General features: G+C 70.7%; 23 protein-coding genes. 7 read left to right on the top strand and 16 right to left on the bottom strand.

Annotation, left to right across the window (positions count from 1 at the left end; translation table 11 throughout):
• Positions 1 to 147 precede the first annotated feature (147 nt).
• On the top strand, positions 148 to 1,809 hold the full coding sequence (locus tag QFZ76_RS17070; protein WP_307674553.1) for a histidinol-phosphate transaminase: 1,662 nt from the start codon (positions 148 to 150) through the stop codon (positions 1,807 to 1,809).
• Positions 1,810 to 2,041: 232 nt separating this feature from the next.
• On the opposite strand, the gene QFZ76_RS17075 is transcribed toward QFZ76_RS17070, so the two are convergent.
• The 6 genes from QFZ76_RS17075 to QFZ76_RS17100 form a co-directional block, all read right to left on the bottom strand.
• Positions 2,042 to 3,478, bottom strand: coding sequence for a family 43 glycosylhydrolase (locus QFZ76_RS17075; RefSeq protein WP_307674554.1), 1,437 nt, complete (start codon positions 3,476 to 3,478; stop codon positions 2,042 to 2,044).
• Entirely contained in the window at positions 3,460 to 4,377 is a 918-nt protein-coding gene (locus QFZ76_RS17080) for an arabinan endo-1,5-alpha-L-arabinosidase (RefSeq protein ID WP_307680033.1), read from the bottom strand. The genes QFZ76_RS17075 and QFZ76_RS17080 overlap by 19 nt, the downstream gene beginning before the upstream one ends.
• A gap of 458 nt (positions 4,378 to 4,835) precedes the next feature.
• The gene (locus QFZ76_RS17085) at positions 4,836 to 5,132 is read right to left on the bottom strand and encodes a hypothetical protein (RefSeq protein ID WP_307674555.1); all 297 of its coding nucleotides are present in this window, start codon (positions 5,130 to 5,132) and stop codon (positions 4,836 to 4,838) included.
• A 275-nt stretch (positions 5,133 to 5,407) separates the two neighbouring features.
• Positions 5,408 to 5,950 (bottom strand): GNAT family N-acetyltransferase, encoded by a 543-nt coding sequence (locus QFZ76_RS17090; protein ID WP_307674556.1) that lies wholly within the window; start codon positions 5,948 to 5,950, stop codon positions 5,408 to 5,410.
• Between the two features lie 176 nt (positions 5,951 to 6,126).
• Positions 6,127 to 6,501: a VOC family protein gene (locus QFZ76_RS17095; protein WP_307674557.1), complete on the bottom strand. Its 375-nt coding sequence runs from the start codon at positions 6,499 to 6,501 to the stop codon at positions 6,127 to 6,129.
• A gap of 106 nt (positions 6,502 to 6,607) precedes the next feature.
• Complete coding sequence (locus QFZ76_RS17100) at positions 6,608 to 7,096, bottom strand: ATP-binding protein (RefSeq protein WP_307674558.1); 489 nt, start codon at positions 7,094 to 7,096, stop codon at positions 6,608 to 6,610.
• Positions 7,097 to 7,226: 130 nt separating this feature from the next.
• Between QFZ76_RS17100 and QFZ76_RS17105 the strand changes: the two genes are divergently transcribed.
• Positions 7,227 to 8,066 (top strand): helix-turn-helix transcriptional regulator, encoded by an 840-nt coding sequence (locus QFZ76_RS17105; RefSeq protein ID WP_307680034.1) that lies wholly within the window; start codon positions 7,227 to 7,229, stop codon positions 8,064 to 8,066.
• The gene (locus QFZ76_RS17110; protein WP_307674559.1) at positions 8,063 to 8,305 is read left to right on the top strand and encodes a DUF397 domain-containing protein; all 243 of its coding nucleotides are present in this window, start codon (positions 8,063 to 8,065) and stop codon (positions 8,303 to 8,305) included. The genes QFZ76_RS17105 and QFZ76_RS17110 overlap by 4 nt, the downstream gene beginning before the upstream one ends.
• A 96-nt stretch (positions 8,306 to 8,401) precedes the next feature.
• Here the strand turns inward: QFZ76_RS17110 and QFZ76_RS17115 are convergent, their stop codons facing one another.
• Positions 8,402 to 8,860: an Rrf2 family transcriptional regulator gene (locus QFZ76_RS17115; RefSeq protein WP_307674560.1), complete on the bottom strand. Its 459-nt coding sequence runs from the start codon at positions 8,858 to 8,860 to the stop codon at positions 8,402 to 8,404.
• Between the two features lie 83 nt (positions 8,861 to 8,943).
• On the opposite strand from QFZ76_RS17115, the gene QFZ76_RS17120 reads away from it, so the two are divergent.
• Positions 8,944 to 11,943: a beta-galactosidase gene (locus QFZ76_RS17120; RefSeq protein WP_307674561.1), complete on the top strand. Its 3,000-nt coding sequence runs from the start codon at positions 8,944 to 8,946 to the stop codon at positions 11,941 to 11,943.
• 32 nt (positions 11,944 to 11,975) lie between these two features.
• On the opposite strand, the gene QFZ76_RS17125 is transcribed toward QFZ76_RS17120, so the two are convergent.
• The 5 genes from QFZ76_RS17125 to QFZ76_RS17145 form a co-directional block, all read right to left on the bottom strand.
• Positions 11,976 to 13,490, bottom strand: coding sequence for an alpha-N-arabinofuranosidase (locus tag QFZ76_RS17125; RefSeq protein WP_307674562.1), 1,515 nt, complete (start codon positions 13,488 to 13,490; stop codon positions 11,976 to 11,978).
• A gap of 80 nt (positions 13,491 to 13,570) precedes the next feature.
• Positions 13,571 to 14,539 (bottom strand): arabinan endo-1,5-alpha-L-arabinosidase, encoded by a 969-nt coding sequence (locus QFZ76_RS17130; protein ID WP_307674563.1) that lies wholly within the window; start codon positions 14,537 to 14,539, stop codon positions 13,571 to 13,573.
• 22 nt (positions 14,540 to 14,561) lie between these two features.
• Positions 14,562 to 15,422 (bottom strand): carbohydrate ABC transporter permease, encoded by an 861-nt coding sequence (locus tag QFZ76_RS17135; protein ID WP_307674564.1) that lies wholly within the window; start codon positions 15,420 to 15,422, stop codon positions 14,562 to 14,564.
• Positions 15,419 to 16,357 (bottom strand): carbohydrate ABC transporter permease, encoded by a 939-nt coding sequence (locus QFZ76_RS17140; protein WP_307674565.1) that lies wholly within the window; start codon positions 16,355 to 16,357, stop codon positions 15,419 to 15,421. Before QFZ76_RS17140 ends, QFZ76_RS17135 begins: the two co-directional genes overlap by 4 nt.
• On the bottom strand, positions 16,354 to 17,703 hold the full coding sequence (locus tag QFZ76_RS17145) for an extracellular solute-binding protein (RefSeq protein ID WP_307674566.1): 1,350 nt from the start codon (positions 17,701 to 17,703) through the stop codon (positions 16,354 to 16,356). Before QFZ76_RS17145 ends, QFZ76_RS17140 begins: the two co-directional genes overlap by 4 nt.
• Before the next feature lie 248 nt (positions 17,704 to 17,951).
• On the opposite strand from QFZ76_RS17145, the gene QFZ76_RS17150 reads away from it, so the two are divergent.
• Genes QFZ76_RS17150 through QFZ76_RS17160 form a run of 3 tightly spaced genes read left to right on the top strand, consistent with a single transcriptional unit; the run spans position 17,952 to position 21,239 of the window.
• The gene (locus tag QFZ76_RS17150; protein WP_307674567.1) at positions 17,952 to 18,554 is read left to right on the top strand and encodes a toxin-antitoxin system, toxin component family protein; all 603 of its coding nucleotides are present in this window, start codon (positions 17,952 to 17,954) and stop codon (positions 18,552 to 18,554) included.
• A 38-nt stretch (positions 18,555 to 18,592) separates the two neighbouring features.
• Positions 18,593 to 19,843 carry an MAB_1171c family putative transporter gene (locus QFZ76_RS17155; protein ID WP_307680035.1) on the top strand — a complete coding sequence of 417 codons (1,251 nt, stop codon included), beginning with the start codon at positions 18,593 to 18,595 and terminating at the stop codon, positions 19,841 to 19,843.
• Positions 19,836 to 21,239, top strand: a complete 1,404-nt coding sequence (locus tag QFZ76_RS17160; protein ID WP_307674568.1) for an NAD(P)/FAD-dependent oxidoreductase — start codon at positions 19,836 to 19,838, stop codon at positions 21,237 to 21,239. Before QFZ76_RS17155 ends, QFZ76_RS17160 begins: the two co-directional genes overlap by 8 nt.
• Positions 21,240 to 21,581: 342 nt before the next feature.
• Here QFZ76_RS17160 and QFZ76_RS17165 read toward each other — a convergent pair whose 3' ends face one another.
• From QFZ76_RS17165 to QFZ76_RS17180, 4 genes are all read right to left on the bottom strand, one after another.
• A complete protein-coding gene (locus tag QFZ76_RS17165) occupies positions 21,582 to 22,436 on the bottom strand; it encodes an SMP-30/gluconolactonase/LRE family protein (protein ID WP_307674569.1) in 855 nt (284 codons plus the stop codon).
• Positions 22,433 to 23,206: an IclR family transcriptional regulator gene (locus QFZ76_RS17170; protein ID WP_307674570.1), complete on the bottom strand. Its 774-nt coding sequence runs from the start codon at positions 23,204 to 23,206 to the stop codon at positions 22,433 to 22,435. Before QFZ76_RS17170 ends, QFZ76_RS17165 begins: the two co-directional genes overlap by 4 nt.
• 146 nt (positions 23,207 to 23,352) lie before the next feature.
• Positions 23,353 to 24,603, bottom strand: a complete 1,251-nt coding sequence (locus QFZ76_RS17175) for a CdaR family transcriptional regulator (protein ID WP_307674571.1) — start codon at positions 24,601 to 24,603, stop codon at positions 23,353 to 23,355.
• A 3-nt stretch (positions 24,604 to 24,606) separates the two neighbouring features.
• Positions 24,607 to 24,759: a hypothetical protein gene (locus QFZ76_RS17180; protein ID WP_266439968.1), complete on the bottom strand. Its 153-nt coding sequence runs from the start codon at positions 24,757 to 24,759 to the stop codon at positions 24,607 to 24,609.
• Positions 24,760 to 24,944: the final 185 nt, after the last annotated feature.

The following is a 24,944-nucleotide window of genomic DNA, read 5'->3' on the forward strand; positions in this document are numbered from 1 at the left end:
GGCGCACAAGTTCTTACCCGTTTCTCAGCGGTTGAACAGTGCCACCCCAGCCTCCGTATGTAAGGGCGGCCCGTGCTCCCCCGCGCGGGCCACCCAAGACGACGGGCCCGGTCGTCCCCACCGGGCCCGCCCCATACGGAGGCTCCCTTGGCTGACAACGTCACCTCGCTGTTCCGCAGCACCGCGGCGCACAGCCCGTCGATGGCGGCGCTGACCCGTGAGGGCGGCGAAGGGGCCGGCCCGGTCGACTTCTGTATCCCCTGCAACCCCTACTTCCCCACTCCCGCCATGTTCGACGACATGGCGGCCCGGTTGCGGGACATCATCACGTACTACCCGAGCAGCGCCGACACCATCACGGCCGAGCTGTGCAGTCTGCTCCAACTCCCGCCGCAGTGCGTGGCGATGGGCAACGGTTCCACCGAACTCATCACCTGGATCGACCACCTGATGGTGCGCGAGTCCCTCGCCATCCCCGTCCCCACCTTCGGCCGCTGGACCGACCAGCCGATGGAGACCGGCAAGCGGGTCGACATGTTCCCGCTCCAGGAGTCCAGCGGCTTCGCCCTGGACCTCGCCCAGTACGCCGAGTTCATCCGCGCCCGCGGCACCCGGGTGGCCGTCATCTGCAACCCGAACAACCCCGACGGCGGCTTCCTGCACAAGCACGCGGTCGTGCAGTTCATGGACGCCATGGCCGACCTGGACCTGGTCGTGATCGACGAGTCGTTCCTGGAGTTCGCGGACGCGGAGGTCGAGCCGAGCGTCGTCCACGAGGCCATGCTGCGGCCCAACGTGGTCGTCCTGCGCAGCCTCGGCAAGAACTTCGGCCTGCACGGCATACGGTTCGGCTACCTGGTCGCCAACCCGGCCCTGGCGGGCCGGATCCGCTCGATGCTCCCCAAGTGGAACCTCAATTCCTTCGCCGAGCACGTGGTGTTCATCCTGAAGGAGCACGGCGCCGAGTACGCGCAGAGCCTCCAGCAGGTCCGCCGCGACCGGCTGGACATGGCCGGCCAGCTCGCGAACCTGCCCGGCCTGACCGTCTACCCCTCCCAGGGGAACTTCCTCTTCGTACGCCTGCCGGTGGGCGCCGAAGGCACCGTGGTCCGGGACCGGATGCTCACCGAGCACCGGATCCTCGTCCGCGAGTGCGGCAACAAGATCGGCTCCTCAAGCCGCTTCCTGCGACTCGTGGTGCGCCCCCAGGTGGACGTGCGTCGCCTGGTGTCCGGCCTGGAACAGGTGCTCTACGGGACCAGGAGGGGAGCCGCCGTGCCCGAGCTGGCTACAGGGACCAGCTACAGCTCGGGTACGGCGGCAGTTGACCGGTTGGTCGGTGCCACCAACGGCGCCGGCATGCAGGGCCTCGCCGCTCAGGCCATGGCCGCCGCGCCGGGGTTCTCGTCCGCCCCGTCCGTCGGCGCCGGCATGCCGATGCCCGCCGCGGCGCAGACCGCTCAGCCGGGTCAGCCGTTCGGGGCCGGGATGCCGATGCCGGCGGTGGCCCAGGCAGCCCCGCAGCCGGTCGGCTACCCGGCCCCGACTCCGGTACCGCCGCAGATGCCCACTCCCGCTCCGATGCCCGCGCCCATGCCCGCTCCGATGCCCGCGGCGGCCGCCGCACCCGCCGCCGCGATGGGGCAGACCCCGCCGGGCGTCCCGGCCCGCGGCGGCCTCACCGCCGCCCAGGTCCGCGGCATGACCGCCCCGAGCTCCTCCGCCCAGGACCTGACGGCGGCCCCGGCGACCGGCTGGCCCAACGCCCAGAGCTGGCCGAACGCGGCGGGGATGGGCCAGGCCGGCTGAGACCGGTCTCGCCCCCGCCGCCCCTTCCCGTTCCCGACCTTCTGGGGCTCCGCCCCCAAACCCCCGCTCCTCAAACGCCGGAGGGGCTGAAATCAGCCCGTCTGGGGGTCCCCCTCTGGGGGAGTTTGAGGACGAGGCCCGTTCAGGGCCGAAGGGGGGTCTGGGGGCGCAGCCCCCAGGGACGGGACGGGAAGGGGCGGCGGGGGCGAGAATCCGCCCCTGGTGGGCTGTCCTAAACCGGGTTGAGCCTCCACTGCTGGCAGGTGTTGTTCAGCCACGACCACTGGCGTACGTCGGCCGAGTCCGCGGTGGAGCAGTTCTCGACGTCGGCGACCTTGCCGGTGGCCTGGTTCACGATCCTGACGTAGCCGCCGTCGGTGGCGAGGAACCGGAACCGCTGGCAGGTGTTGTTCAGCCAGGACCACTGGCGCAGGTCGGCCCCGTCGGCGGCGGAGCATTCGGCCGTGTCGAGCACCTTGCCGCTCGCCACGTTCACCAGCCGGCTGGTGTCGTCGCCCTGATCCTGGATCCGCCACTTCTGGTTGTTGCCGCCGCTGCACGCGTACTGCTGGACATTGGCACCGTCGGCCGTCGAACTCCCTGCGACGTCCAGGCACTTGCCGCTGTTGCGGTTGCTGATGGTGTACGTCGTCGAGGCGGCGGACGGCTCACCGGACGGCCCGGTCATGCTCGCCCCGAGCGCGACCGGCGTACCGAGGTTCGGCGTGCCGTCCGCGTTCCAGGTGAACTTCTGCGCCCGCGTCGTACGCCCGTTGTCGCAGCCGTCCGAGGCGGAGTCGTTGGCGTGGTAGACGATCCAGTTCTCGGTGCCGTCGGGCGAGGTGAAGAACCCGTTGTGCCCGGGCCCGTAGACCCCGGCCGCGTCGTTCCGCTGGAACACCGGCGTGGACTTCTTCGTCCAGGAGGACGCGGACAGCGGATCGGACCCGGTGAGGGTGAGCTGGCCGAGCTTGTAGTCGGGGGTCCAGCAGCCGCTCGCCGAGTAGATCAGGAAGGTCTTGCCGCCGCGCTGGAGGATCTCCGGCCCCTCGTTGACCGTACCGCCGGACCTCTCCCAGGAGTTGGTCGGCGTGGAGATGGTGGAGAAGCCGGTGGCGAGGGTGTACGGGTTGGACATCCGCGCCGCGACGAGGTTCTGTGTGCCTCCTCCGGTCGCGCTGCCGAACAGGTACAGCTGCCCGTTGATGGTGGCGACCGTCGGATCCAGCATCCAGGCGGAGTTGAGCTGGTTCTTGTACGTGTACGGGCCCATCGGATCCGAGCCCGCGCTCTCCAGGACGTGGGTGCGCTGTGTCGGGTTGTAGTCGGAGACGTTCTGCCCGGCGACGTAGTACAGGTACCAGCGGCCGTTGAGGAAGTGGAGCTCGGGCGCCCAGGTGTTGAAGCCCGGGGAGGCGGCGTCGCCCTTCCACACCTGGACGCTGGGCGCGGTGGCCAGGCCGGCGAGGGTGGCGGACTTGCGCATGGTGATGACGTCGGTCCAACTCGTCGTCACCATGTAGTAGTTGCCGTTGTAGAACGAGATCCAGGGGTCGGCGCCCTTCTGCGTCTTGATCGCGTTGGTGAATGACGCCGCGCTCGCGGACGACTGCCCGAGCGACAGGGCCAGCAGCAGCGCTGCCAGCAGGGTCAGTATGCGACGGGCCATCCGGTGCTCCAGTTCAGAAGGTTGACGCCCAGCTTGGGCGTGCCGTTGTCGTTGCCGTCGTAGTAGTGGTAGACGATCAGGTCCCCGTCGGAGTCGCTCATGACCGACTGTCCGCCGGGGCCGATGACGCTCCCGTGGGTCTCCAGCACGGGCGTCCCGCCGTTGTTCGTCATCGAGACGCCGTTCTTGTCGTAGTACGGCCCGGTGACGCTCGTGGCGCGGCCGACCTTGACCTTGTACGTCGAACTCGTACCGGCGCAGCAGGTGTCGTACGAGGCGAAGAGGTAGTAGTAGCCGCCCCGCTTCACGATGGAGGGCGCCTCGACGGCCTTGGTGCCGGTCGGGCGGGAGGCGATCGAGTAGCGGGTGGTGTTCGTGGAGAGCTGCTTGCCGGTGGACGGGTTGATCTGGATCATCTTCAGGCCGGTCCACCAACTGCCGAAGGAGAGCCACCACTTGCCGTCGCCGTCGACGAAGAGGTTCGGGTCGATGGCGTTGTAGTCGCTGGAGGTGGTGGAGGTGTAGACGATTCCCTGATCGCTCCACGACCCCGGCAGCCCGGTGCTCGAAGTGGCGAGCCCGATGGCCGACTTGTTCGACCCGAAGGTCGAGACGGCGTAGTACATCAGGTATTTGCCGCCCTGGTACGAGATGTCCGGCGCCCACGCCTCGGTGGCGTACGACGACCACCAACCCGGCTTGGCCGAGAAGGCGTCACCGCCGTTGGTGAAGGCGACGCGGTCGGTGGAGGTCTTGTAGCCGAGGCCGCCGCCGGTGCCGTAGAGGAGGTAGCGGCCGGCCGAGTTGCGGATCATCGTCGGGTCGTGGACGACGACGTCGCCGGTGACCCGGCCGGGGTTGGGGTACGCGGACGCGGTGCTCGGTATCAGGGCGAGCAGGACGGCGGCGGGGAGGGCGAGGAGTGCGGTTCGGCGGGAGGTGCGGGAGGTGCGGGATGTGCGGGACGTACCGGAAGCTCGGGAAGTACCGGAGGTACGGGAGGTGCGGCTCACGCGGGCCCTCCTTGCGTGGGGGGGGAACGATCGGTCCGTTCGGTATTTCGATCACCGATCAGAACTTCGGACGGACCGTAGAATCGAACCCCTTGCGCGTCAATGGTCCGCGCAGCCTCAGTGGACAATCGCCACGATCGTTATCGCCGTTCCCCGTGCTTTTTCTTCGCGTAGCACCCAATGGGAGGATTTGGGCCAGGCGCAGCCCGCAAACACGCAGGTGGAGCAGGCCTGAGGCGCGCGAGCCTGGCCCAAATCCTCCCATTCCCAGGCACCGGCAAGGGACCGCCCCAGTCGGCCCCCGGCCCAACGGTCACTTCAGCGGCTCGGGGTCGGGCATCCCCTCACACCCCCGGCCCGAAGTCCGCCTCCAGCCGTTCCCTCCAGGCCGCGTCCGCCAGTCCTGCCCCCACCAGCACATCGCGCCAGTCCTCCTTGGCCAGCTGGAGGGCGTCGAGGAGGCGGTCCATGCGGCCATGACTGCACAGGAGGGTCGCGGCGGCGATGCGTTCCTTGTCCTCGCTGTCGCCGCGCTCGGTGAGGTGGTTGACGAGTTCGGCGAGGAGTTCGCCCACGACCTGGCCGTCACGGCCGGGGAAGTCCTTGGCGATGCGCTGTTCGACGCGTCCGGTCAGCCTCATTCGTACTCCCATGCGCCAGCCCTTCGAAACTTTTGACCCTTTTTGTCCCTTTAGGGCGCTACGCTACCTCGCCTCGACCCGCCCGACGGGCTGTCTCGCCAGGACTTGACGGATCGTCGCTTTACCCGACCGCCGACCGACTGACAGGATCCGCTTCCACGCCGCCATGCCCATGACATAAACCGTCTGGGCAGCAGAACAGAAGCAGCCCGTCAGACGGGCGTGCGGCCATCCGTGTCGGCTCCGCGGCCCGCCCGTGACCGTCGGGCGGTGGTCTAGCCCTTCGAGTCCGGCTTCCAGTCCTGGGCGAGGAGCCCGAGCAGCACCTCGTCCAGGAACTCGCCCATCACCCAGGCCGAGGAGCGCAGCACGCCCTCGCGGACGAAGCCGTTGCGCTCGGCGGAGCGCAACATCGCGGCGTTGTCCGACAGCGTCTCTATCTGCAGCCGGTGCAGGCCGCGCACGACGAAACCGTAGTGGCACAGCACCGCGACCACGTCGGTGCCATAGCCCTTGCCGCGCGAGGACGGCAGCAGTCCAAGGCCGATGTGCGCGGACCGGTTGTGGGTGTCGATGCCCCACAGCGTCGCGGTGCCGACCAGAGTGCCGCCCTCCAGCTCCACCACGGAGAACGGGACGTGCTGCTGCTCCGTGTCGTCCACCACCAGCCGTGCGTCCTTCGAGCCGGGCGTGATCGGCCGCCACGGCCGGCCTTCGGCCCGCGAGGCGTTGACCACGTCGTCGTAGAGCTCGGCCCGCAGGATCGGGATGTCGTCCTCGTGCCGGGCCCTGAGCCCGACTTTGCTGCCCTTTAGCATGCAAAGCTTCCTATCCGACCGGGCCGGCCGGCGGCAATCCAATAAGAGGTCGCGTCAGCCGGTGTAGCGGCGGCAGCCATTGAGCCCGGACACGGTGCGCTTTGACCAGCCGGCGGTGGCGGCCCGGGCGGCCGATCCTGACCGCCGCGCCTCAGTGACCGCGGTGGCCCTGGGGCTCAGTGGAGGCAGAGGCAGAACGGATGGCCGGCCGGGTCCGCGTAAATGCGCCAGTTGGCCCCCGGGCGAAGCTGGTCCGTCCGCTCCAGCACGGTCGCGCCAAGGGCGAGCGCCCGTTTCTCCTCGCCGTCGAGGTCGTCCACGTCGAAGTCCAGGTGGAGCTGCTGCGGGCGCTCCTGGCCGGGCCATTCGGGCGGTCGATAGCCGTCCACCCGCTGGCAGGCCAGCGGCGTCCCCTCGAACCCGTGCACCTCGACCCAGTCGGCATCCCCCGGATCCGCTACCACCCGGCCGCCGAGCAGTTCCGCGTAGAACTCCGCGAGCCGTACCGGATCGGCACAGTCCAGCGCGACCGCCTGCAGCTTTCGAATCACTTCCGAACCCCCTCGCTCTTCGGCCGCTTCCACGACGCCTGCGTACGGGAGGGGTCGTACCCGCCGCGACGGCGGGCATGCGCGACGGTACACCGGACGCGTACGGTCACCCGGCGCCGTCCGCTCTGCCCTTCGCCAGGGACAGCCACCCCGGCAGGTCGACCTCGGCCCGCACGGTCTTGCCGGGCGGCGGCTCCCGGTCGGCCACCTCCCACCGGTCGGCGAGCGCGTCGACGAGGAGAAGGCCGCGACCGTCCTCGTCGAGAGGTCTCGGTGGCCGTACGTCGCCGGGGACGGGCGGGCGTGGTCGCGTGCCGGTGTCGCTGACCTCGACGCGCACGCTGCCGGTGACGAGCGCGAGCCGCAGCTCGAAGTCCCGGCCCGGGACGCGTCCGTGCGTCACCGCGTTCGCGGCCAGCTCCGCGACGATCACGGCCACGGCGTCGGAGGGGTCGCTGCCGTGCGGGATGCCCCAGGCGTCGAGTTGGTTCAGGGCGAGGTGCCGGGCGAGGCGTGCGCCGCGGGGCGTGGAGCTGAGGCGCTGGGTGAACATACGTACGGTGACGGGGCCTTTGGAGGTGGGGGGTGTGGTCATGCGCCCAATCTGGCGGGCCCGAGGGCCACTTCACCAGGTCGGCGGCGCGTACGCTGCGGCAGCGTACGCGGTCACGGGCTGGACAGTACTGGTTACTGGCCGTGACCATGTCTGCGGGAGGTGACCGGTGGTGGTCGATGGAGCGGTGGGTCCGGGTGGGGGCGAGCCGGAGTCGTCCGACAGTCTGCGGACGTTCGGGGCGGTCACGCAGGCGTTGCGCGAGCATGCGGGGCTGAGCCGGGAGGAGTTCGCGGATGTCGTGCGGTTCTCCAAGCACACAGTGGCGTCCGTGGAGTTGGGCAGGCGCATGCCGGATCCGGCGTTCGTGGAGCGGGCGGAGGAGGCGCTGGGGAACACGGGGGCGTTGCGGAAGGCGGCGGGATGTCTGGCTCGGCAGCCGGGGTTGGCGGCGTGGTTTCGGCAGTGGGCTCGGTTGGAGGCGGCGGCGATCACGCTGTACACGTACGAATGCCGGTTGATTCCGGGTCTGTTGCAGACGGAGGCGTACGCGCGGACCCTGTTCACCGAGCAGCTGCCGCCGCTGGACGACCAGCAGATCGAGGTGCAGTGGGCGGCGCGTGCCGAACGGAAGAAGCTGCTGCGGAACCGGCCCAACACGGCGTTCGGCTTCATTCTGGAGGAGCACCTGTTCCGGCGGCGCACGGGCGGGGTGGACGTCACTCGGGAACTGCTCGATCACGTGCTGGAACTCGCCGAGCTGCGCAACATCGAGATCCAGGTAATGCCCACGGAACGGGAGTCGCACGCGGGTCTCGCCGGCCCCATCCAATTGCTGGAGACTCCCGACAACAAGTGGTTCGCCTACTGCGAGGGGCAGCGAGGCGGCCTGCTCATCTCCGACCCCAAGGAGGTCAGCGTCCTCCAACAGCGCTATGCGAGGATGCGGTCACAGGCTCTTCCTCTGAAAGACTCCCTGAGCCTGTTGCAGCGAATGCGAGGGGACCTATGAGCGGCACCGCACTGGCCTGGTTCAAGAGCAGCTACAGCAGCGGCGGCGACGGGGACTGCGTAGAAGTCGCCCTCTCCTGGCGCAAGTCCAGCTACAGCAGCAGCGGCGACGGCGACTGCGTCGAGGTAGCCACCTGCCCCGCCACCATCCACGTCCGCGACTCCAAGGACAGGCAGGGCGCCGAGCTCGCGGTCTCCCCCGACGCCTGGGCCGACTTCCTCACGCACTTCACGAACTGACCGCTTCACCGTCGAGTCCATCGTCATGAACGGGCCGTGAACCCAGGTCGTCATTCTGGGTGGAATCCGAGACCCGCCTGAGGAGCACTCACAGGCTCAGGGGTTCTCCCAGGCCGCCGGTTCCGCCGCCAGCTGCCGTACCGGCTCGGGCAGGGCGTCCGCCGCGATGTCGGCGACGGTGACGCCCTCCAGGATCCTGCGGACGTTGGCGCGCAGCGCGATCCACAGCGGCAGCAGGGGCTGGGCCGATCCGGTGTACGCGAGGCCGGTTGGGCGCTCGCCGCGCACCGACACGATGGGCCCGTCGACTGCGCGGATGATGTCGGCCACCGTGATCGCGGTGGCCTCGCGGGCGAGCCGGTAGCCGCCGCCCCCGCCGCGCCGGCTGTCGACGATCCCGCCGCGCCGCAGATCGCCGAGAATGCCCTCCAGGAACTTGTGCGGGATGCCCTGGACGGCTGCGACGGTCTCCGCCTTCACCGGCCCGTCGTCCTGTCGTACGGCGAGCTCCAGCACCGCCCGTACCGCGTAGTCCGCCCGCGCAGAGATCCTCATACGACAATTGTGCGGCGTCCGACCGTACAGAATGACCCAGCACCCACGGTCGCGGACGACCAGGCACAACAGGAGGCGCTCCCTTGGGGCTCAGCAGACGTACTTTCAGCGCCCTCGCCGGCACCACGGCGCTCGGCCTCGCGCTGACCGGCAGCGGCGGCCTTGCGACGAACGCCCGCACGTCCCGCAGCGTGCCCACGGGCCCTCCGCCGAGCCCGCCCACCGCCGACGGCCGCCGGCACTCGGTCGGCTTCGACCGGTACTCGCTGATCGTCGACGGCCGGCGGCTGGTCCTGTGGTCGGGCGAGATGCACCCCTTCCGGCTGCCGAGCCCGTCGCTGTGGCGGGACGTCCTGCAGAAGATGCGCGCGCACGGCCACAACGCGGTCAGCGTGTACGTCGCCTGGAACTACCACTCCCCCGCGCCCGGCGCGTACGACTTCACGGGCGTCCGCGACCTCGGCCTGTTCCTGCGCACGGCCGCCGAGACCGGCCTGTACGTCATCCTGCGCCCGGGTCCGTACATCAACGCGGAGGTCGACGCCGGCGGCTTCCCCGGCTGGCTCACGGCGACCGAGGGCCGGGCCCGCACCGCCGACCCGGCCTATCTGAAGCACGTCGACGAGTGGCTGACCCAGGTGAACGCGATCGCCGCCCGGCACCAGTTCACCAAGGGCACGGGCACCGTCCTGCTCTACCAGATCGAGAACGAGTACGACCCCTCCGGCGGTGGCGACGGCCTCGGCGCGACCGCACAGGACTACATGTCCCACCTGTACAAGAAGGTGCGGGCCGACGGGATCGACGTACCGCTGTTCCACAACGACAAGGGCCACAACGGCCGCTGGATCCCCGGGTCGTTCGACACCGGGGGCGAGAAGGGGCGTTGGCTGTACGGCTTCGACGCGTATCCCGATCCGGCCCAGGTGCCGCCGGACTGGGGGCACCTCGGGGTCGGCGGCCGGACCGGCGGGGCCACGGCCAGTCCGCGGACGCCCGGGTTCCTGCCCGAGTTCGGCGGGGGCCGGTTCGACGGGTGGGGCGGGGCGACGTTCCAGGGCAAGGGGTACGCGGAGGCCCGGCGGACCCGGGACGCGGCGTACGAGCGGCGCTTCCACCTCACCAACCTGGCCAACGGCATCACGCTGACCAACGTCTACATGACCTTCGGCGGCACCTCGTGGGGCTGGCTGCCCGCGCCGGCCGTCTACACGTCGTACGACTACGGGGCGGCCTTCGACGAGGGACGCAAGGCCGCCACCGCCAAGCTGGCGCCGATGCACCAGCTCGGGCATCTGCTGCAACGCGTGCCGGACTTCGCGAAGCTGGACCGGACGGCGGCGGTACGGGCGACGGACGACCGGCTGAAGGTGTACCACCTCACCAATCCCGACACCGGCTTCCACGTCTACGTCGTGCGCAACGACACCGACGAGGACATCTCCTCGACCATGCCGGACGCCGGTTTCTCGGTGCCGTTCACCGTCCCGGCCCAGGACGCGCTGCTGCTGACCGCCGATCTGGCCCTCGGGCGGCGGAAGCTGAAGTACGCCACCGTGCCGCCCATGTTCTGCGTCACGGCGGGGCGGCAGGACATCGCCCTCTTCGCGGGGCGGTACGGCGACATGGCGCAGATCGCGCTGGAGAGCGAACAGGACGTGGAGGCGACGCGGCTGGACCCCGAGGGGGCGTGGATCTACGACCGCGGTCTGCTGCGCGTGAACGCCCCGCTCGGCGTGGGCGGGCTGACCCGGGTCAGGGTCGAGGCCGCCGGGTCCGAGCGGCCGCTGCTGCTGCTCTTCGCCGACGACGCGACCTCGCTGCGGCTGTGGCCGTTCGACACCCCGTCGGGCACGGTGCTGGTGTACGGCCCGCCGCTGGTGCGCGAGGTGACCGTGCGCGGCGACACGGTGAACCTGACCGGCGACACGTACAGCGCGACCGGGCTCGAGGTGTGGGCTCCGCGGGGCGTCGGTCGCGTCACCTGGAACCGGCGCCCGGTGCGCACCAGGATCAGCGCCACCGGCAGTCTGCTGGCCGAGCCGCTGCTGCCCGGCGTGGACCCGGTGACGCTGCCCGCGCTGGACTCGGGCTGGCGGCGGCGGACGGAGGACCCGGAATCCGAGCCGGACTTCGACGACTCCGCGTGGACCGTCGCCGACAAGAAGACGTCGTTCAGCATCACGCCCGTGCCCGAGGGGCAGCCCGTTCTCTTCGCGGACGACTACGGCTTCCACTACGGCGACGTCTGGTACCGGGGGCGCTTCACGGAGGCAGCAGGCGCTGAATCGGTTGCCCTCTCCTACAGCACGGGCACGCAGGGCCTGCTGATGGCGTGGCTGGACGGGACTCCGCTGGGCACGCACCGGATGCCGGTGCCGGACAAGGACACGGTGGGGAAGGGCAGTTGGGCCCGCACCGTCACCTTCGACCTGCCTGAGGCGCTCCCTCAGGGGGCCGGTGACGCACACGTCCTGTCCGTCCTCGTCCGGCCGATGCAGCACGACCAGGACGGCGGGGCGGACGACGCGCACAAGGTGGCCCGCGGGCTGACGGCGGTCACCTTCAAGGGGGCCTCGTCCCAGCCGAAGGTGAGGTGGCGGGTGCAGGGCGCGGCCGAGCCCGATCCCGTGCGCGGGCCGCTGAACAACGGCGGGCTGTTCGGGGAGCGGGAGGGCTGGCACCTGCCGGGGTTCGCGGACGGCGAGTGGCGGACGGTGGACCTTCCGCACGCCGACCGGGGCCAGGGCGTCACCTGGTACCGGAAGACCTTCCGGCTGGCCGTCGACGCCGGGACCGACGCCTCGATCGGGCTCGTCCTGGACGACGACCCGGCCCGCGCCTACCGCGTCCAGATCTTCCTCAACGGCTGGAACATGGGCCAGTACATCAACGACGTGGGCCCGCAGCACACCTTCGTCCTGCCGAACGGGATCCTGCGCACACGTGGCACCAACACACTGGCCCTGGCGGTTCTGTCCGACGGGACCACACCATCGGGCCTGCGGGACGTACGGCTGACGCTGCTGGGCGTGGCGGCCGGAGGAGTACCGGTGACACCGGTGGACTCCCCCGGCCGCTGATCAACGACGTCTACGCCACTGCTGAGCCGCTGCTACGCCAGCCGGATCACGTTCCAGGACAGCGGCTCCAGTACGGCGGTCAGGGTGCCGTCCGTCAGGGCCGTGCCCTCGACCGGGTGCGGGGCGACCCGCCCGGGCTCGTCGAGGGTGTTGCGGGCGTCCGGGTCGGCGTCCGCGAGGGCGCTGTGCTCGACGACCGAGGTGAGGTCGAGTCCGTTCAGGGCGACCTCGAGGGGCAGCGCGTCGGACCGGCTGCGGTTGACCGCGAAGACGGTGACCGTGCCGTCCTCGGCGCGTACGGCGGTGGCGTGCAGCAGGTCGGTCTCGCCGTACTTCTTCGTCTCGTACGTCGGTGAGTCGACGCGGACGTCGAGGACCTGGCCGCGGCCGTACTTCGAGGCCTGCGCGAACGGGAAGAACGTCGTCTGGCGCCAGGCCGGGCCGCCCGGCTCGGTCATGATCGGCGCGATGACGTTGACGAGCTGCGCGAGGCAGGCGACGGTCACGCGGTCGGCGTGCCGCAGCAGCGCGATGAGCAGCGAGCCGAAGACGACCGCGTCCATGACGCTGTAGTTGTCCTCCAGGAGGCGGGGGGCCTCGGGCCAGTCGTCCTGCCCGAACGACTTGGCGTGCTCCTCCCAGTCCGGCAGGTACCAGACGTTCCACTCGTCGAAGGAGAGGTTGATCTTCTTCTTCGACTTGAGCCTCGCGCCCACGTGGTCCGCGGTCGCGACGACGTTGTCGATGAAGGACTCCATGTCGACGGCGGAGGCGAGGAAGGAGTCGACGTCGCCGTTCTCCGGCCAGTAGTAGGCATGCAGCGAGATGTAGTCGACGAGGTCGTACGTCTCCTTGAGGACCGTCGCCTCCCACTCGGCGAACGTCGGCATGCTCTGGCTGGAGGAACCGCAGGCGACCAGTTCGACGGTCGGGTCGAGCTGGCGCATCGCCCGGGCCGTCTCGGCGGCGACCCGGCCGTACTCCTCGGCCGTCTTGTGGCCCGTCTGCCAGGGGCCGTCCATCTCGTTGCCGAGACACCACAGCTTGATGCCGAAGGGGTCCTTGTCGCCGTGGGCGATGCGCTTCTCGGCGAGTGCGGTGCCGGAGGTGTGGTTGGCGTACTCCTGGAGCTCCAGGGCCTCGGCGACGCCTCGGGTGCCGAGGTTCACGGCCATCATGGGCTCGGCCTGGGGGCCGACCTTGCGGAGGAACGCGATGTACTCGGAGAGGCCGAAGCGGTTCGTTTCGGTCGAGTGCCAGGCGAGGTCGAGGCGGCGGGGGCGGTCTTCGGCGGGGCCTGTCGAGTCCTCCCACTTGTAGCCGGAGACGAAGTTGCCGCCGGGGTAGCGGATGGCTGTCGCGCCGAGTTCGCGGACCAGGTCCAGGACGTCGGTCCGGATGCCGTCTTCGTCCGCGGTGGGGTGGCCGGGTTCGAAGATGCCGGTGTAGACGCAGCGGCCGAGGTGTTCGACGAAGGATCCGAAGAGGCGGGGGTTCACTTCGCCGATGGTGAAGGCGGGGTCGAGGGTGAAGCGGGCGGTGTGCATGTGCGCCTTTCGGGGTACGGGGTTCTGATTCGTTGGCGGCTGCGGGTGCGTGGGGGCTGGTCGCGCAGTTCCCCGCGCCCCTAAGGAACCTTTGGCCAGCCGCTCTTTTTCCAGCTCAGCCTGTTGAGCCCTAGCTTCGGCGTGCCCTGGTCCTCCGCGTCGTAGTAGTGGTACGCCAGCCAGTCCTGGCCCCGGTCGTTGAACACCGACTGGCCTCCCGTGCCGATGTACCTGCCGTGGCCGGCCAGCAACAAGTCTCCGCCGCCCTCCAGCATCGGCGTACCCGTGCTGTCCACGTAGGGGCCCGTCACCTTCGTCGATCTGGCCACCCTGATCTTGTACGTCGAGTTCACGCCGGAGCAACAGGCGTCGTACGACGCGAAGAGGTAGTAGTGGCGGCCGTGCTTCACGATGTACGGGCCCTCCACCGCGTACGGCGCGTCGGGGCGCGTCGCCAGGTGGTGGACCGTCGCTCCCGGCACCGCCTTTCCCGTCCGCTCGTCCAGCTCCACCATCCGGATGCCCGTCCAGTACGAGCCGAACGACATCCACAACCGGCCGTCCGCCTGGACGATCGCCGGGTCGATGGCGTTCCAGGTGTCGGTTCGTTCGGAGGTGAAGACCTTGCCGCGGTCGGTCCAGGTGCCGGGCAGGCCGGTCGGGGAGGTGGCCACGCCGATCGCGGAGTGGTTGGTGCCCCAGGAGGAGACCGCGTAGTAGAGCCAGTACGTGCCGGCGCGGTAGGAGATGTCGGGGGCCCACGGGTCGCCGGTGTCGTTGTACTCGTACCACCAACTCGGCGGCTCGGCGAAGGCGTTGCCCGCGTCGTCCCAGTGGACGCGGTCCTTCGAGGTGCGGGCGCCGATCACTCCGCCGGTCGAATAGGCCACGTAGGCACCGGACTTGAGGCGGATGACGGTGGGGTCGTGGATGATCTGCTGGCCGGTGATCGGCTGGGGGTCGGGGTAGGTGACGTCCGCCGTGGCCGTGGTGGGCAGCAGGGCGAGGAGGGCCGCGGCGACGACCGCGGCGAGTCTGAGGCGCTTCAACTGCGCAGCTCCTTCGGGGGAGTTACTGGCCCGCGAGGCCGGTGTGCGCGACACCCGCCACGATCTGGCGCTGGAAGAAGACGAAGACGATGATCAGCGGCAGGCCCGCCATGAGGCCGCCGGCCATGAGCTGGGCCCACTGGATGCCGTAGGAGTTCATGACGGTGGCGATGCCGTTCGGCATGGTCATCAGGTCGGGGTTGTTGGTCACCATGTACGGCCACAGGAAGTTGTTCCAGGAGGCGATGAAGGTGAAGATGCCGACCGCCGCGAGGGAGGGGCGGGACAGGGGCAGGACGATGGTGAAGAAGACGCGCCAGCGGCCGGCGCCGTCGATGAACGCGGCCTCCTCCAGCTCGCGCGGGATGCCCTGGAAGAACTTGTAGAGGATGTAGACCATCGCGGCGGGCGCGCACTGCGGCAGGATCATGCCCCAGTAGGTGTCGACCATCCCCATCTGCTGGACGGTCGTGAAGAGGGGGACGCCGAGGACCGCGGGCGAGACCATCAGGCCGGTCATCACGAGGCCCATCAGGGCGCCCTTGCCGCGGAACTCGGTGCGGGCGAAGCCGTATCCGGCGAGCGCGCTCACGAGCAGCACGACGGCCGTCACGCAGACCGAGACGACCAGCGAGTTCACGAACCAGTTGGTGATGTTGCCGGTCTCGAAGATGGCCTTCCATGCCTGGACGGTCCACACCTTCGGCAGCCAGTGCGGCGGCACCTCGACGGCCTCGGTCTCGGACTTGAGGGACGTGAACAGGGCCCAGACGAGCGGCGCGAGGAACACCGCGGAGACGGCGGCGCCGAGGAGGGTGAGCACGATCTGGCTGGGCGTCCAGACCTTGCGGGGCTTGACGCGTATCGGTGCGGCGGTGGTCATCGGCCGCCCTCCTCACGGTTGCGCAGCAGCCACATCCGGGCGAGGGCGACGGCCGCGATGATCACGAAGAAGATGATGGAGATCGCGGAGGCGTAGCCCACGCGGTAGCTGGTGAAGCCCTGTTCGAGGGTGTACTGCACGAAGGTGCGGGTCGATTCCTCGGGGCCGGGGGTGAAGTCCATCATCACGACGGCCTGGTCGAAGACCTGGAGCGAGGCGAGGATCTGGAGGGCGACGACGAGGCCGGTGATGTTGCGCAGCATGGGCAGCGTGATGTGGACCATGCGGTGCCAGGCGTTCGCGCCGTCCAGCTTGGCGGCCTCGTAGAGGTGCGCGGGGATGCCCTGGAGGGCGGCGAGGTAGAGCAGGAAGCTGAAGCCGACGGTCCACCACAGGGTCGTGATGACGACGGCGAGCATGGCGTACGCCTTGTCGGTCAGCCAGGGCGTCTCGATGCCGAAGACGTGGTTGACCATGCCCGTGCCGGGGTTGAACAGCCACTGCCAGAGGTTGCCCGCGACGGTCGAGGGCAGCAGGAACGGCGCGAAGAAGCACAGCCGCCACAGCCACTTGGCGTGCTCGATGTGGTGGGCCAGCATCGCGAGGAGGAAGGCGAGGACGGTGATGCAGGGCACGACCAGGAGCGTGAAGTAGGCGCTGTGGCCGAGCGCGTCCCACATCAGGGGGTCCTTCAGGGCCTCGCGGTAGTTGTCGAGGCCGACGAAGTTCGCGCCGTCGCCGGAGATGTTGGCGTCGGTGAGGCTGAGGTAGACGCCGCGCAGCAGCGGCCAGATCACGAAGAGCACGAACAGGACGAGGAACGGGGCGACGAACCAGCCGCCGTGCTGGAAGCCCTGCTTGCGGCGGAGGGTGGCGCCGGCCGCGGCGGTCCTCGCGCGGGCCGGGGCGAGGACGGTCTGTGCGCTGGTCGTCATGCGACCGCACCTCCCTGCGCGGCGGTCTTGCCGTCCATGGGGTTCTTCATGGCGAGCAGCTCGGTGAGCGTGCTCTTCATCCGGCGGGCGGCGGCCTCCGGCTTGGCGGAGCCCATCGTCGAGGAGACGACGATCGGGCCGACGCGCTGGGCGAGGATGCCGGTGGAGCCCGCGAACCACACCTTCGGCTCGGTGGCCTGGTGGTCCATCGCCGAGGCGTACTCGTTCTGCGGGCTCAGCTTCTTGTACGCGGCCGTGGACAACGTCGGCGTGTAGGCGGGGATGTGACCGCCCGCCGCCCACTGCTGGGCGTGCTGGACGACGTAGGCGGCGAGCTGGTGGGCGGCCTCGTTCGTGGCGCCGCCGCGCTCGGACTGGTGCGGCAGGACGAAGGAGTGCGACTCGGCGTGGGTGGCCTGTCTGCCGAAGACGGGTGGCAGCGGGGTGGCGCCGTAGTCGAGCTTGGCGCCGGAGAAGACCGGCACCGACCAGTTGCCCTCCCAGGTGAACGGGGCGCCGTTGATGAACTGCTCACCGTCGGCGGCGCCCGCGGTGGAGTAGCCGTCGGTGACGTGCCGACGCAGGAACTCCAGGACCTCGGTGGCCTTGTCGGTGTCGAAGGTGACCTCGGTGTCGGCGTCGTTGAAGTAGGTGCCGCCGAGCTGGGTGTAGAACGCGACGAAGAACCACCACATGAAGTTCTGGTCGTTGGCGTGCAGCCCGAGGGTCTGCAGCCCTTTCCTGGTGGCTTTCTTGGCCTCCTTGAGCACGTCGAACCACTCGTCGGCCGAGGTGACCGGGACCATCCGGCCGTCGTCGCCCAGCAGGCCCGCCTTCTTCAGCACGTCCTTGCGGTAGAAGCAGAGCTGGACGTGGATGTCGAGCGGGAGGGCGTAGAGCTTGCCGTCGATGACCGCGCGTTTCCACAGCGCCGGGTTGAAGTCCGCTTCCCGCACGCCGTACTTGGCGAGCAGGCCGACGTCCCAGGGGTCCAGGAGGCGGCCGGGCGAGAAGCCGGTGACCCGGCCCAGGTGCATGACGCCGAGGTCCGGTGCGCGGTTGCCAGCCGCCGCCATGGCCAGTTTGGTGTAGAAGGGGCTGCCCCACTGGAGGGTGGAGTGCTTCACGTCGATGCCGGGATTCTCCTCACGGAAGGCGTCCAGCATCGCGATCATGTTGTAGCCGTCGCCGCCACTGAAGAGGTTCCAGTACCGCACGCGGGTCTGTGAGCCGCTGGCGAGCGCGTCGGCGCCGGTCCCGAGGGCGGCGAAGCCGAAGCTGCCCGCGACCGTGAGACCGCCCGCCGCGGCCAGGAGTTGCCTGCGGTTCAGGCCAGGTAGTCCCATTCCCTGCCCTAACTGTTCGATATTCCGGATCACGCTCGTAACTTCGAACGGGACCGTAGGTTCGAAGCGCTTGCGCGTCAATGGGGCGGGCAGCAGGGCGGCACCGAAAACCCGGCCGAAAAGAGTCGGCAAGGCTTTCGAAAAGTGATCGTTCCTGATTGAACAACGGTCGCGGGATCGCATGACGCGGACAGTCGTGGGCGCGTAATCTCGGACGAGCCGCCGAACGGCGGTGAGAAGGGGGAACGATGGACATCGCGGGCGCGCGGAGGACTGCGTCCCGGATCGCCGCGGCGCTGCGGATCCCGCGGCGCGGCGCCACGATGCGGGGCCTGGCGGCCGACCTCGCCACCGCCCTGCGCGCCAGACCCCGTCCCCCGGCCGACGTCCGCGAGTTGTGCGCGGCGCTGTGCGAGGAGATGAGCGTCCGCCGCGGCGGACGACCCCTCGAGCTGCGCTTCGAACGGTTCCCCGACGAGCTCGAAGTCACCGGCCTGTGGGTGGAGTTCCACGACTTCGATCTCGTCATCGTCGAGGAGCGGGCCGAGGCCGTGCAGCAACTGGTCATCCTCGGCCACGAGTTGTGGCACCTGCACGCCGCGCACACCCACCACCACGCGGCCGGTACGGCGGCGGCGCACGCCCTGGCCGACCAGCCCGGCTGGAAGGACGTGGCCCTGACCGTGGCCGCCCGCGACGGCTCCCGCGAGCGCGACGAGGCCGAGGCCGACGACTTCGGCCACCGCCTGGCCGCAGCCTTCCGGCCCCTGCTCTCCTCGGGCCGGGACACCCGCCTCGACCCGGTGCAGCGGTCCCTGGGCTACCGCGGACGCGGAGGTACGGCGCGGTGAGCACCGCCTTCGCACCAGTGGGCAGCGGGCTGCACCTGGTGGCGGGTCCGGCGGCCCTGGCCCTGGACACGTCCCTCGGCGAGCTGAACCTCACCTTCTGGGTCCCGACCGCGGTCCTGACCGCCGCCCTGGCGATCAAGCTGCCCAGCATCGTCAAGATGTGGCGGGACCCGCTGCTGCGCGCCGTCGGCGGCCTGCTGCTCTTCGCCTGCGCGGTGTTCGTCTTCGCGGCCCCGGGCACCATCGCCTGGACCAACCGGGTCACCGGCGTCCCGAACATCTCCTCGCCCTGGGTGTACTCGCTGCTCACCACGCTCTGCGCGTCCTGGCTGCTGCTGATCATCGCCTGGCGCAACGGCCTCACCGACCGCACGGACCGCACGCGCCGCGCCACCCGGTGGGTCGTCGCCGTCTACGCGGGGGTGATCGTCGCCCTGTGGGTGCTGTTCGCGTTCGCGGACGCCCCCGTGGAGCGGCTGCGGGACCTGGACACGTACTACGCCAACACGCCGTTCATGCGCGAGGAGATCCTGCTCTACCTGACCGCGCACACGGTGGCCTCCACGGTCACCGCACGGCTGGTGTGGAACTGGATCCGCACCGACGGCCTCGACGCCTGGCTGCGCTGGGGACTCCGGCTCCTCGGCATCGGCTTCACGACGAACCTGTTCTTCGCCGTGTTCAAGCTCACCGCCATCATCGCCCGCTGGACCGGCCACGACCTGGACTGGCTGTCCACCGACCTGGCGCCATTGGCCGCCGGTGTCGCCGCCACGCTGGTCGCGATCGGCTTCATCGTCCCGCACGCCGGCCAGTACCTGCAGGAACGCTGGCGCGTCCGGCTCCGCCACCGGCGCCTGCGGCCCCTCTACCTGCTGATGCGGACCGCGGCGGGCGGCCGCGAGCCGTTCACCCTGCGCGCCACCGCCGAACTGCGCCTGATCCGCCGCGAGACGTTCATCCGCGACGGACTGCTCCACCTGTCCCGGCACCTCGACGAGAACCTGCGCCTACGGTCCTACGAGGCCGCCGTCGCCCTCGACTTCGAGCGCGGCCGGGCACAGGCCCTGGCCGCCGCCGTGACGATCCTGGACGCCGCCGCCGGACCACAGCGGTCCTCGGCGGAAGCCCCGGAGGCCACCTCCGAAGAGCGGTCCCCGGAACCGGACACCACCTATCTGCTGCGGGAGATCCAGGCCGTCTCCGAAGCCCTTCGCCGCCCCGACGACATCAAGGCGGTACGCGCCCGCGCCGCCGCCCCGGCAGAGAGCGTGTCCGCGCATGACTGAACCGCCCGCCCCCCTCAGAACCGCCGTCGTCCTGGGGGGCTCCCACACGGGCATGCTCGCGGCGCGCGCACTGGCGGAGTCCGCCGACCGGGTCGTCGTCGTCGAACGCGACGTACTGCCCGAGGGCCCCGAGCCCCGCAAGGGCCTGCCGCAGGCGCGGCACGCCCACATGCTGTGGTCGGGCGGCGTACACGCCGTGGAGGAACTGCTGCCGGGCGTCACCGACGTGCTGCGGGACGCCGGAGCGCGCCGGGCGCCGGTCACCACGGACATGGTCATCATGGGTCCGCGGGGCTGGTTCCGGCGCTGGCCCGAGTCCCACCACGTGATCCTGGCCGGCCGGGACCTGCTGGACGCGACGATCCGCGCGCAGGTCCTCGCCGACGAGCGGATCGAACTGCTCGACGGGGCCGAGGTGCTGGGGCTCGAAGGTACGGCGGCCGCGGTCACCGGCGTGCGGGTGCGGATGCGCGACGAGGGCGAGCGGGTCATCGAGGCGGGCCTGGTCGTCGACGCCACGGGGCGCGGCTCCGGGGCCTCCCGCTGGCTGACGGCCCTCGGACTGCCCGAGGCGGAGCGGCGCGAGGTCGACTCGGGGCTGGTGTACGCCAGCCGTCTCTACCTCGCCCCCGAGCAGGCCCGGGACGGCTATCCGGTCGTCAACGTGCAGCCCGACCCGCGGGACGAGGGCCCGGCCCGGGCGGGCTTCCTGCTGCCCATCGAGGACGGCCGGTGGATCGTCACCCTGAACGGCACCCGCGGCGGCGAACCCTCCGCCGCCAACGACGACTTCGTGCGGTTCGCCCGCGAGGAGCTGCGGCACCCGGTCATCGGCGAACTGCTGGAGCGGGCCGAGCCGTTGACCGACGTGTCCGTCAGCCGCACGACACTCAACCGCCGTTACTTCTACGAGCGGATGCGGGCCTGGCCCGAGAACTTCACCGTCCTCGGCGACGCCCTCGCCGCGTTCAACCCGCTCTACGGCCACGGCCTCGCGGTCGGCGCCCAAAGCGCCCTGCTGCTGCGGAACGTGATCCGGCGTCAGGGCTGGGGCACGCCGGGACTGTCCCGCCGTATCCAGAAGGCGGTGGCCCGCCCCGCCGCCGCGGCCTGGGACCTCGCCATAGGCCAGGACGTCTTCTACCCCGGCGCCACGGAAACCGGCCCCACCCTCAGGGACCGCCTCCTGGCCGCCTACGTCGGCCGCCTCATGCACACGGCCACGGGCAACGGCCGCATCGCCCGCCGAGTGACCGACGTGACGTCCCTGGAACGGGGCGCGGCGGTCCTGCTGACCCCGCCGGTACTGCTGGCAGCGACCCTGGGCCCACTCAAGCCACCCCTGGACGGACCACCACTGACCGCGGAGGAGCGAAAGGCGGCAGAGCTGGAGTGACACGCCCGTCGACTCGCGGGCAATCGGCCCACCGAGACGCCGAACAGCCAAAGCCGCCGGACACGACGGACAGCCGAAGTCGTCCAGCTGCGGGCAGTCGTGCCGCTGGGGCGGCTCCCGACCCAAAGAGGCGCGGCACCCCGTAAGCGCCGGGCTGCGCGACCCACCCCCGGCGCCCACCATCCCGCCGGCCCGCGGACAATCGATGCCCCTGTGCCGCGGACAGTCGACGCCGCCGGCCTGCGGGCAGTCGTACCGCCGCGGCGACTCCCGACCCCAAAGAGACGCGGCACCCCGTCAGCGCCGGGCCGCGCGACCCACCCCGCCCCGCGCCGGCACCCCTCAGCCCTCGAACGCAGGCTGCCGCAGTCCCTTCCCCGCGCCCCGCACCACCAGCAGCGACCCCGCCACCGGATGCGGCGCGGACAACCCGACCCGGGCTGTCGTGATGTACAGGTCGGTCAGGTCGGCGCCGCCGAACGCGCAGGCCGTCACGCGCGGCGTGGGCAGTTCGATCACGCGGTCCAGCTCGCCGTCCGGCGTGTACCGGCGTACCGCCCCGCCGTCCCACAGCGCGACCCACACACAGCCGTCGGCGTCGACCGTGAGGCCGTCGGGGAAGCCCGCGCCCTCCTCGATCTCCACCAGCGGACGCCTGTTCAGGAGCCGTCCGTCCGCGGAGTCGACGTCGAAGACATCCACACGGCGGGTCGGCGAGTCGATGTAGTACATCAGCCGCCCGTCGGGACTCCACCCCGTGCCGTTGCTCACCGCCACGTCGTCGAGGACGACCTCGGCCGTGCCGTCACCGGTGACACGGGAGAGCGTGCCGCCGCCCGCGGCCTCGTCGTAGCGCATGGTGCCGGCCCACAGGGAGCCGTCGGGGGCGACGGCGGCGTCGTTGGCGCGGCGGCCGGGGACGGGGTCGTGGTGCAGCCAGCGGAAGGTGTCGTCCTGGTCCAGCAGCCCCACCCCGTCGCGCAGGTTGAGGACGAACCCGCCGCCCGCCCGCGGCTTGACCGCGCCCACGTGCTGCTCGGTGGTGCGGGACGTACGCCGGCCGGAGACCGGGTCGTACGTGTTGATCCGCGAGCCCAGGATGTCGATCCAGACGAGCCGGCCGCCCGCCGCGTCCCACGTGGGGCCCTCGCCGAGGGTCGCCTCCGCCCGGACCGCCACCTCGTACGCGTCCGTCATGCCACGCTCCGGTAGCCGAGCCGCTCGGACAGTTCGGCGGCGCCCTTCGCGGCGAGCTGCTCCAGCTCGATCCGTCGCTCGTCGCTCCAGCGGATCATCGGCACCGAGATGGACAGCGCGGCGACGACCCGGCCGGTGCGGTCGCGGACCGGCGCGGCCACGCAGGAGACGTCCGGGTTGGACTCACGGCTCTCCACCGCGATCCCGCGCTGCCGGATCGCGGTGAGGGCCTCGCGCAGCGCGTCCGGGTCGGTGATGCTGTTGGGTGTCATCGCGAGGAGGTCCGCGTCGTCCGGGACCCGCGCGCTGAGCTCGTGCTCGGGGAGGGAGGCCAGCAGCATCTTGCCGACGGAGGTGCAGTGGGCGGGCAGGCGCCGGCCCGCCGCGGAGACCATGCGCACGGCGTGCGTGGAGTCCACCTTGGCGATGTAGATGACGTCGGTGCCCTCCAGGATCGCCACGTGCACGGTCTCGTCGCAGGTCTCGGCGACCGAGCGGGCCACCTGCTGGCCCTCGGCGGCGAGGTCGAGCTGCTCGGCGTACCGGCTGCCCAGCTGGTACGGCCGTACCCCGAGCCGGTAGCGTCCGGGCTGGCCGGGTACCTGCACGATGTACCCCCGGGCGGCGAGCGTGGTGACCAGTTCGTGCACGGTGGTGCGCGGCAGCTGGAGCCTGCGCACTATGTCGGGGGCGGAGAGCGTCCCGTCCCCGTCGAGGAAGAGCTCAAGAATGTCGAGAGCCCGGGTCACCGCAGGTACAAGACGTCCCATGACCGGCCCCCTCCCTTGTATCTAAGAAGTCTGTGTTCGAAATTTCAACAGACGATCGGCATGACGAACACAGGCTAGTCACATGCGTTTGCCCGGGCAATGGGCGCGGGTGATCGGACGCCCCCGATCGCGCGCGGACGTGCTGCTCAGCGCCGCCCCCGCAGCTCCCCCAAGGTCCCCCGCAGCCGCTGCGCCCGCAGTACCAGTTCCAGCTCGAAGCGGCGGTCCGGGTCGTCGATCCCGGCGCCCCACAGTTCGCGGATCTGACGGAGCCGGTAGCGGACCGTCTGCGGGTGGACGCCGAGCCGTGCCGCGACCTCCGGTGCCCCACCTCTGGTCTCCAGCCACGCCAGTAACGTTTCGGCGAGTCGTCGGCGGTGGGTCGGGCCGCAGTGGGTCAGGGGGGCGAGGCAGCGCAGGGCGAGGTCGTCGATGAGTTCCTCGGGCTGGAGGAGGACGAGGGCCTCGGTGTGCTCGGTGCAGTACAGGACGCCGCCCGCCGGGAGCAGATCGCGTTCCATCAGGCGTACGGCCGCCTCGGCCCAGCGCAGCGACTTCGCCGCGTCGGCCAGGGGGACCGGCGGGCCGATCGCCCCGGCCCATCCGGTCAGGGCCCGGTGCAGCAGTTCCGGGCGGCCGGCGGCGTCCGGCTCCGGGACGACCATGCGGGGCTGCTCGTACTCCATGTCGAGCAGCACCCCCTGCCCCACGGCCGGCGCCACCGCCTCCCGCGCCGGGCGCAGCAGTACGCCCACCGCGACCTTCCCGGGCAGCGGCCAGCCGATGCGGGCGGCGCGTTCGGTGAGGGCCTCGGCGGGGTCACCGCGGTGGTGTTCGGCCAGCAGCAGCTCCATCAGGCGGCGCTGGAGCCTGAGCCGCTCCCCGGCCTGCCGTGCCGCCGCCTCGGCGTACCCCCGTACGGACTGGTCGACCAGTCCGTCCAGGTACTCGTAGCCCGCGTCCACCAGCTCGTACATCGCCGGCGGCGGGATCTCCACGCGCTGGCCGATCTCGGCGAAACGGCGCCAGGCCAGCCGTACGCCCATGCGGTAGATCGCCTGGAGCGAGTCGAGGCTGCGGCCGCCGAGGCCCTCGCCGCGGCCGAACTCCTGGAAGACGCCGGGCGGTACGGTCGGGCGGCCCGCCGAGTGGTCGGAGTGCTCCAGGTGCTGGACGAAGACCTCGATGGCACGGCGGATGCCGATCAGGGCCATCGGCTCGCCCGACTCGTCGAGGACCTCGGGCAGATGCGGGTACTCGCGGCGGATCTCGCTCAGGATCTCCTCGGCGAGCGCGGGGGCCTCCGCCATGGCGATCGCCGCGAACCGGCGGACCTGGAGGCGGGGCACGTCGTGCCAGGCCGAGCGAGTGGTGAGGGTTGCCGGACGGGACGTCACGGGTCAACTCCCCTGGCCCGCTTGCTCGTACGTGATCAAGGGGGTGTTGGGCTGGTCGGGCGTCGCTTCGAGGAGCGCGACGACGCCGAGGGCCGCGCCCACGGCGAGGGCGGCACCGAGCGCCACGGCGAGTGCGGCGGCAAGCAGTCTGGACATCGCAGGGTCAGCCTCTCTGTCCGGCACGATCCGGAGGTCCCACCCCGGCGTTCCGCCCTGCCTGTCGGGCCCAGTGTCGACAAGCATTGACACTCCGTCAAGGGGGGCTTACGGTTCCCGGCCCAAGGGCCCTGTCGTCACGCTCCCGTCAGCCCCGCGGCGTCCGGCACGCGCATCTGCGGCGT

It is taken from the genome of Streptomyces sp. V4I2 (assembly GCF_030817655.1).
Taxonomy (GTDB): Bacteria; Actinomycetota; Actinomycetes; order Streptomycetales; family Streptomycetaceae; genus Streptomyces; species Streptomyces plumbiresistens.

Bases quoted from the DNA above. Each gene is read 5' to 3' on its own strand.
- QFZ76_RS17100 (WP_307674558.1), bottom strand. From the start codon at position 7,096: ATGACCACACCCCCCACCTCCAAAGGCCCCGTCACCGTACGTATGTTC.
- QFZ76_RS17150 (WP_307674567.1), top strand. From the start codon at position 17,952: ATGGACATCGCGGGCGCGCGGAGGACTGCGTCCCGGATCGCCGCGGCG.
- QFZ76_RS17125 (WP_307674562.1), bottom strand. From the start codon at position 13,490: ATGCACACCGCCCGCTTCACCCTCGACCCCGCCTTCACCATCGGCGAA.
- QFZ76_RS17180 (WP_266439968.1), bottom strand. From the start codon at position 24,759: ATGTCCAGACTGCTTGCCGCCGCACTCGCCGTGGCGCTCGGTGCCGCC.
- QFZ76_RS17110 (WP_307674559.1), top strand. From the start codon at position 8,063: ATGAGCGGCACCGCACTGGCCTGGTTCAAGAGCAGCTACAGCAGCGGC.
- QFZ76_RS17135 (WP_307674564.1), bottom strand. From the start codon at position 15,422: ATGACCACCGCCGCACCGATACGCGTCAAGCCCCGCAAGGTCTGGACG.
- QFZ76_RS17140 (WP_307674565.1), bottom strand. From the start codon at position 16,357: ATGACGACCAGCGCACAGACCGTCCTCGCCCCGGCCCGCGCGAGGACC.
- QFZ76_RS17075 (WP_307674554.1), bottom strand. From the start codon at position 3,478: ATGGCCCGTCGCATACTGACCCTGCTGGCAGCGCTGCTGCTGGCCCTG.
- QFZ76_RS17145 (WP_307674566.1), bottom strand. From the start codon at position 17,703: ATGGGACTACCTGGCCTGAACCGCAGGCAACTCCTGGCCGCGGCGGGC.
- QFZ76_RS17165 (WP_307674569.1), bottom strand. From the start codon at position 22,436: ATGACGGACGCGTACGAGGTGGCGGTCCGGGCGGAGGCGACCCTCGGC.
- QFZ76_RS17115 (WP_307674560.1), bottom strand. From the start codon at position 8,860: ATGAGGATCTCTGCGCGGGCGGACTACGCGGTACGGGCGGTGCTGGAG.
- QFZ76_RS17160 (WP_307674568.1), top strand. From the start codon at position 19,836: ATGACTGAACCGCCCGCCCCCCTCAGAACCGCCGTCGTCCTGGGGGGC.
- QFZ76_RS17090 (WP_307674556.1), bottom strand. From the start codon at position 5,950: ATGCTAAAGGGCAGCAAAGTCGGGCTCAGGGCCCGGCACGAGGACGAC.
- QFZ76_RS17170 (WP_307674570.1), bottom strand. From the start codon at position 23,206: ATGGGACGTCTTGTACCTGCGGTGACCCGGGCTCTCGACATTCTTGAG.
- QFZ76_RS17085 (WP_307674555.1), bottom strand. From the start codon at position 5,132: ATGAGGCTGACCGGACGCGTCGAACAGCGCATCGCCAAGGACTTCCCC.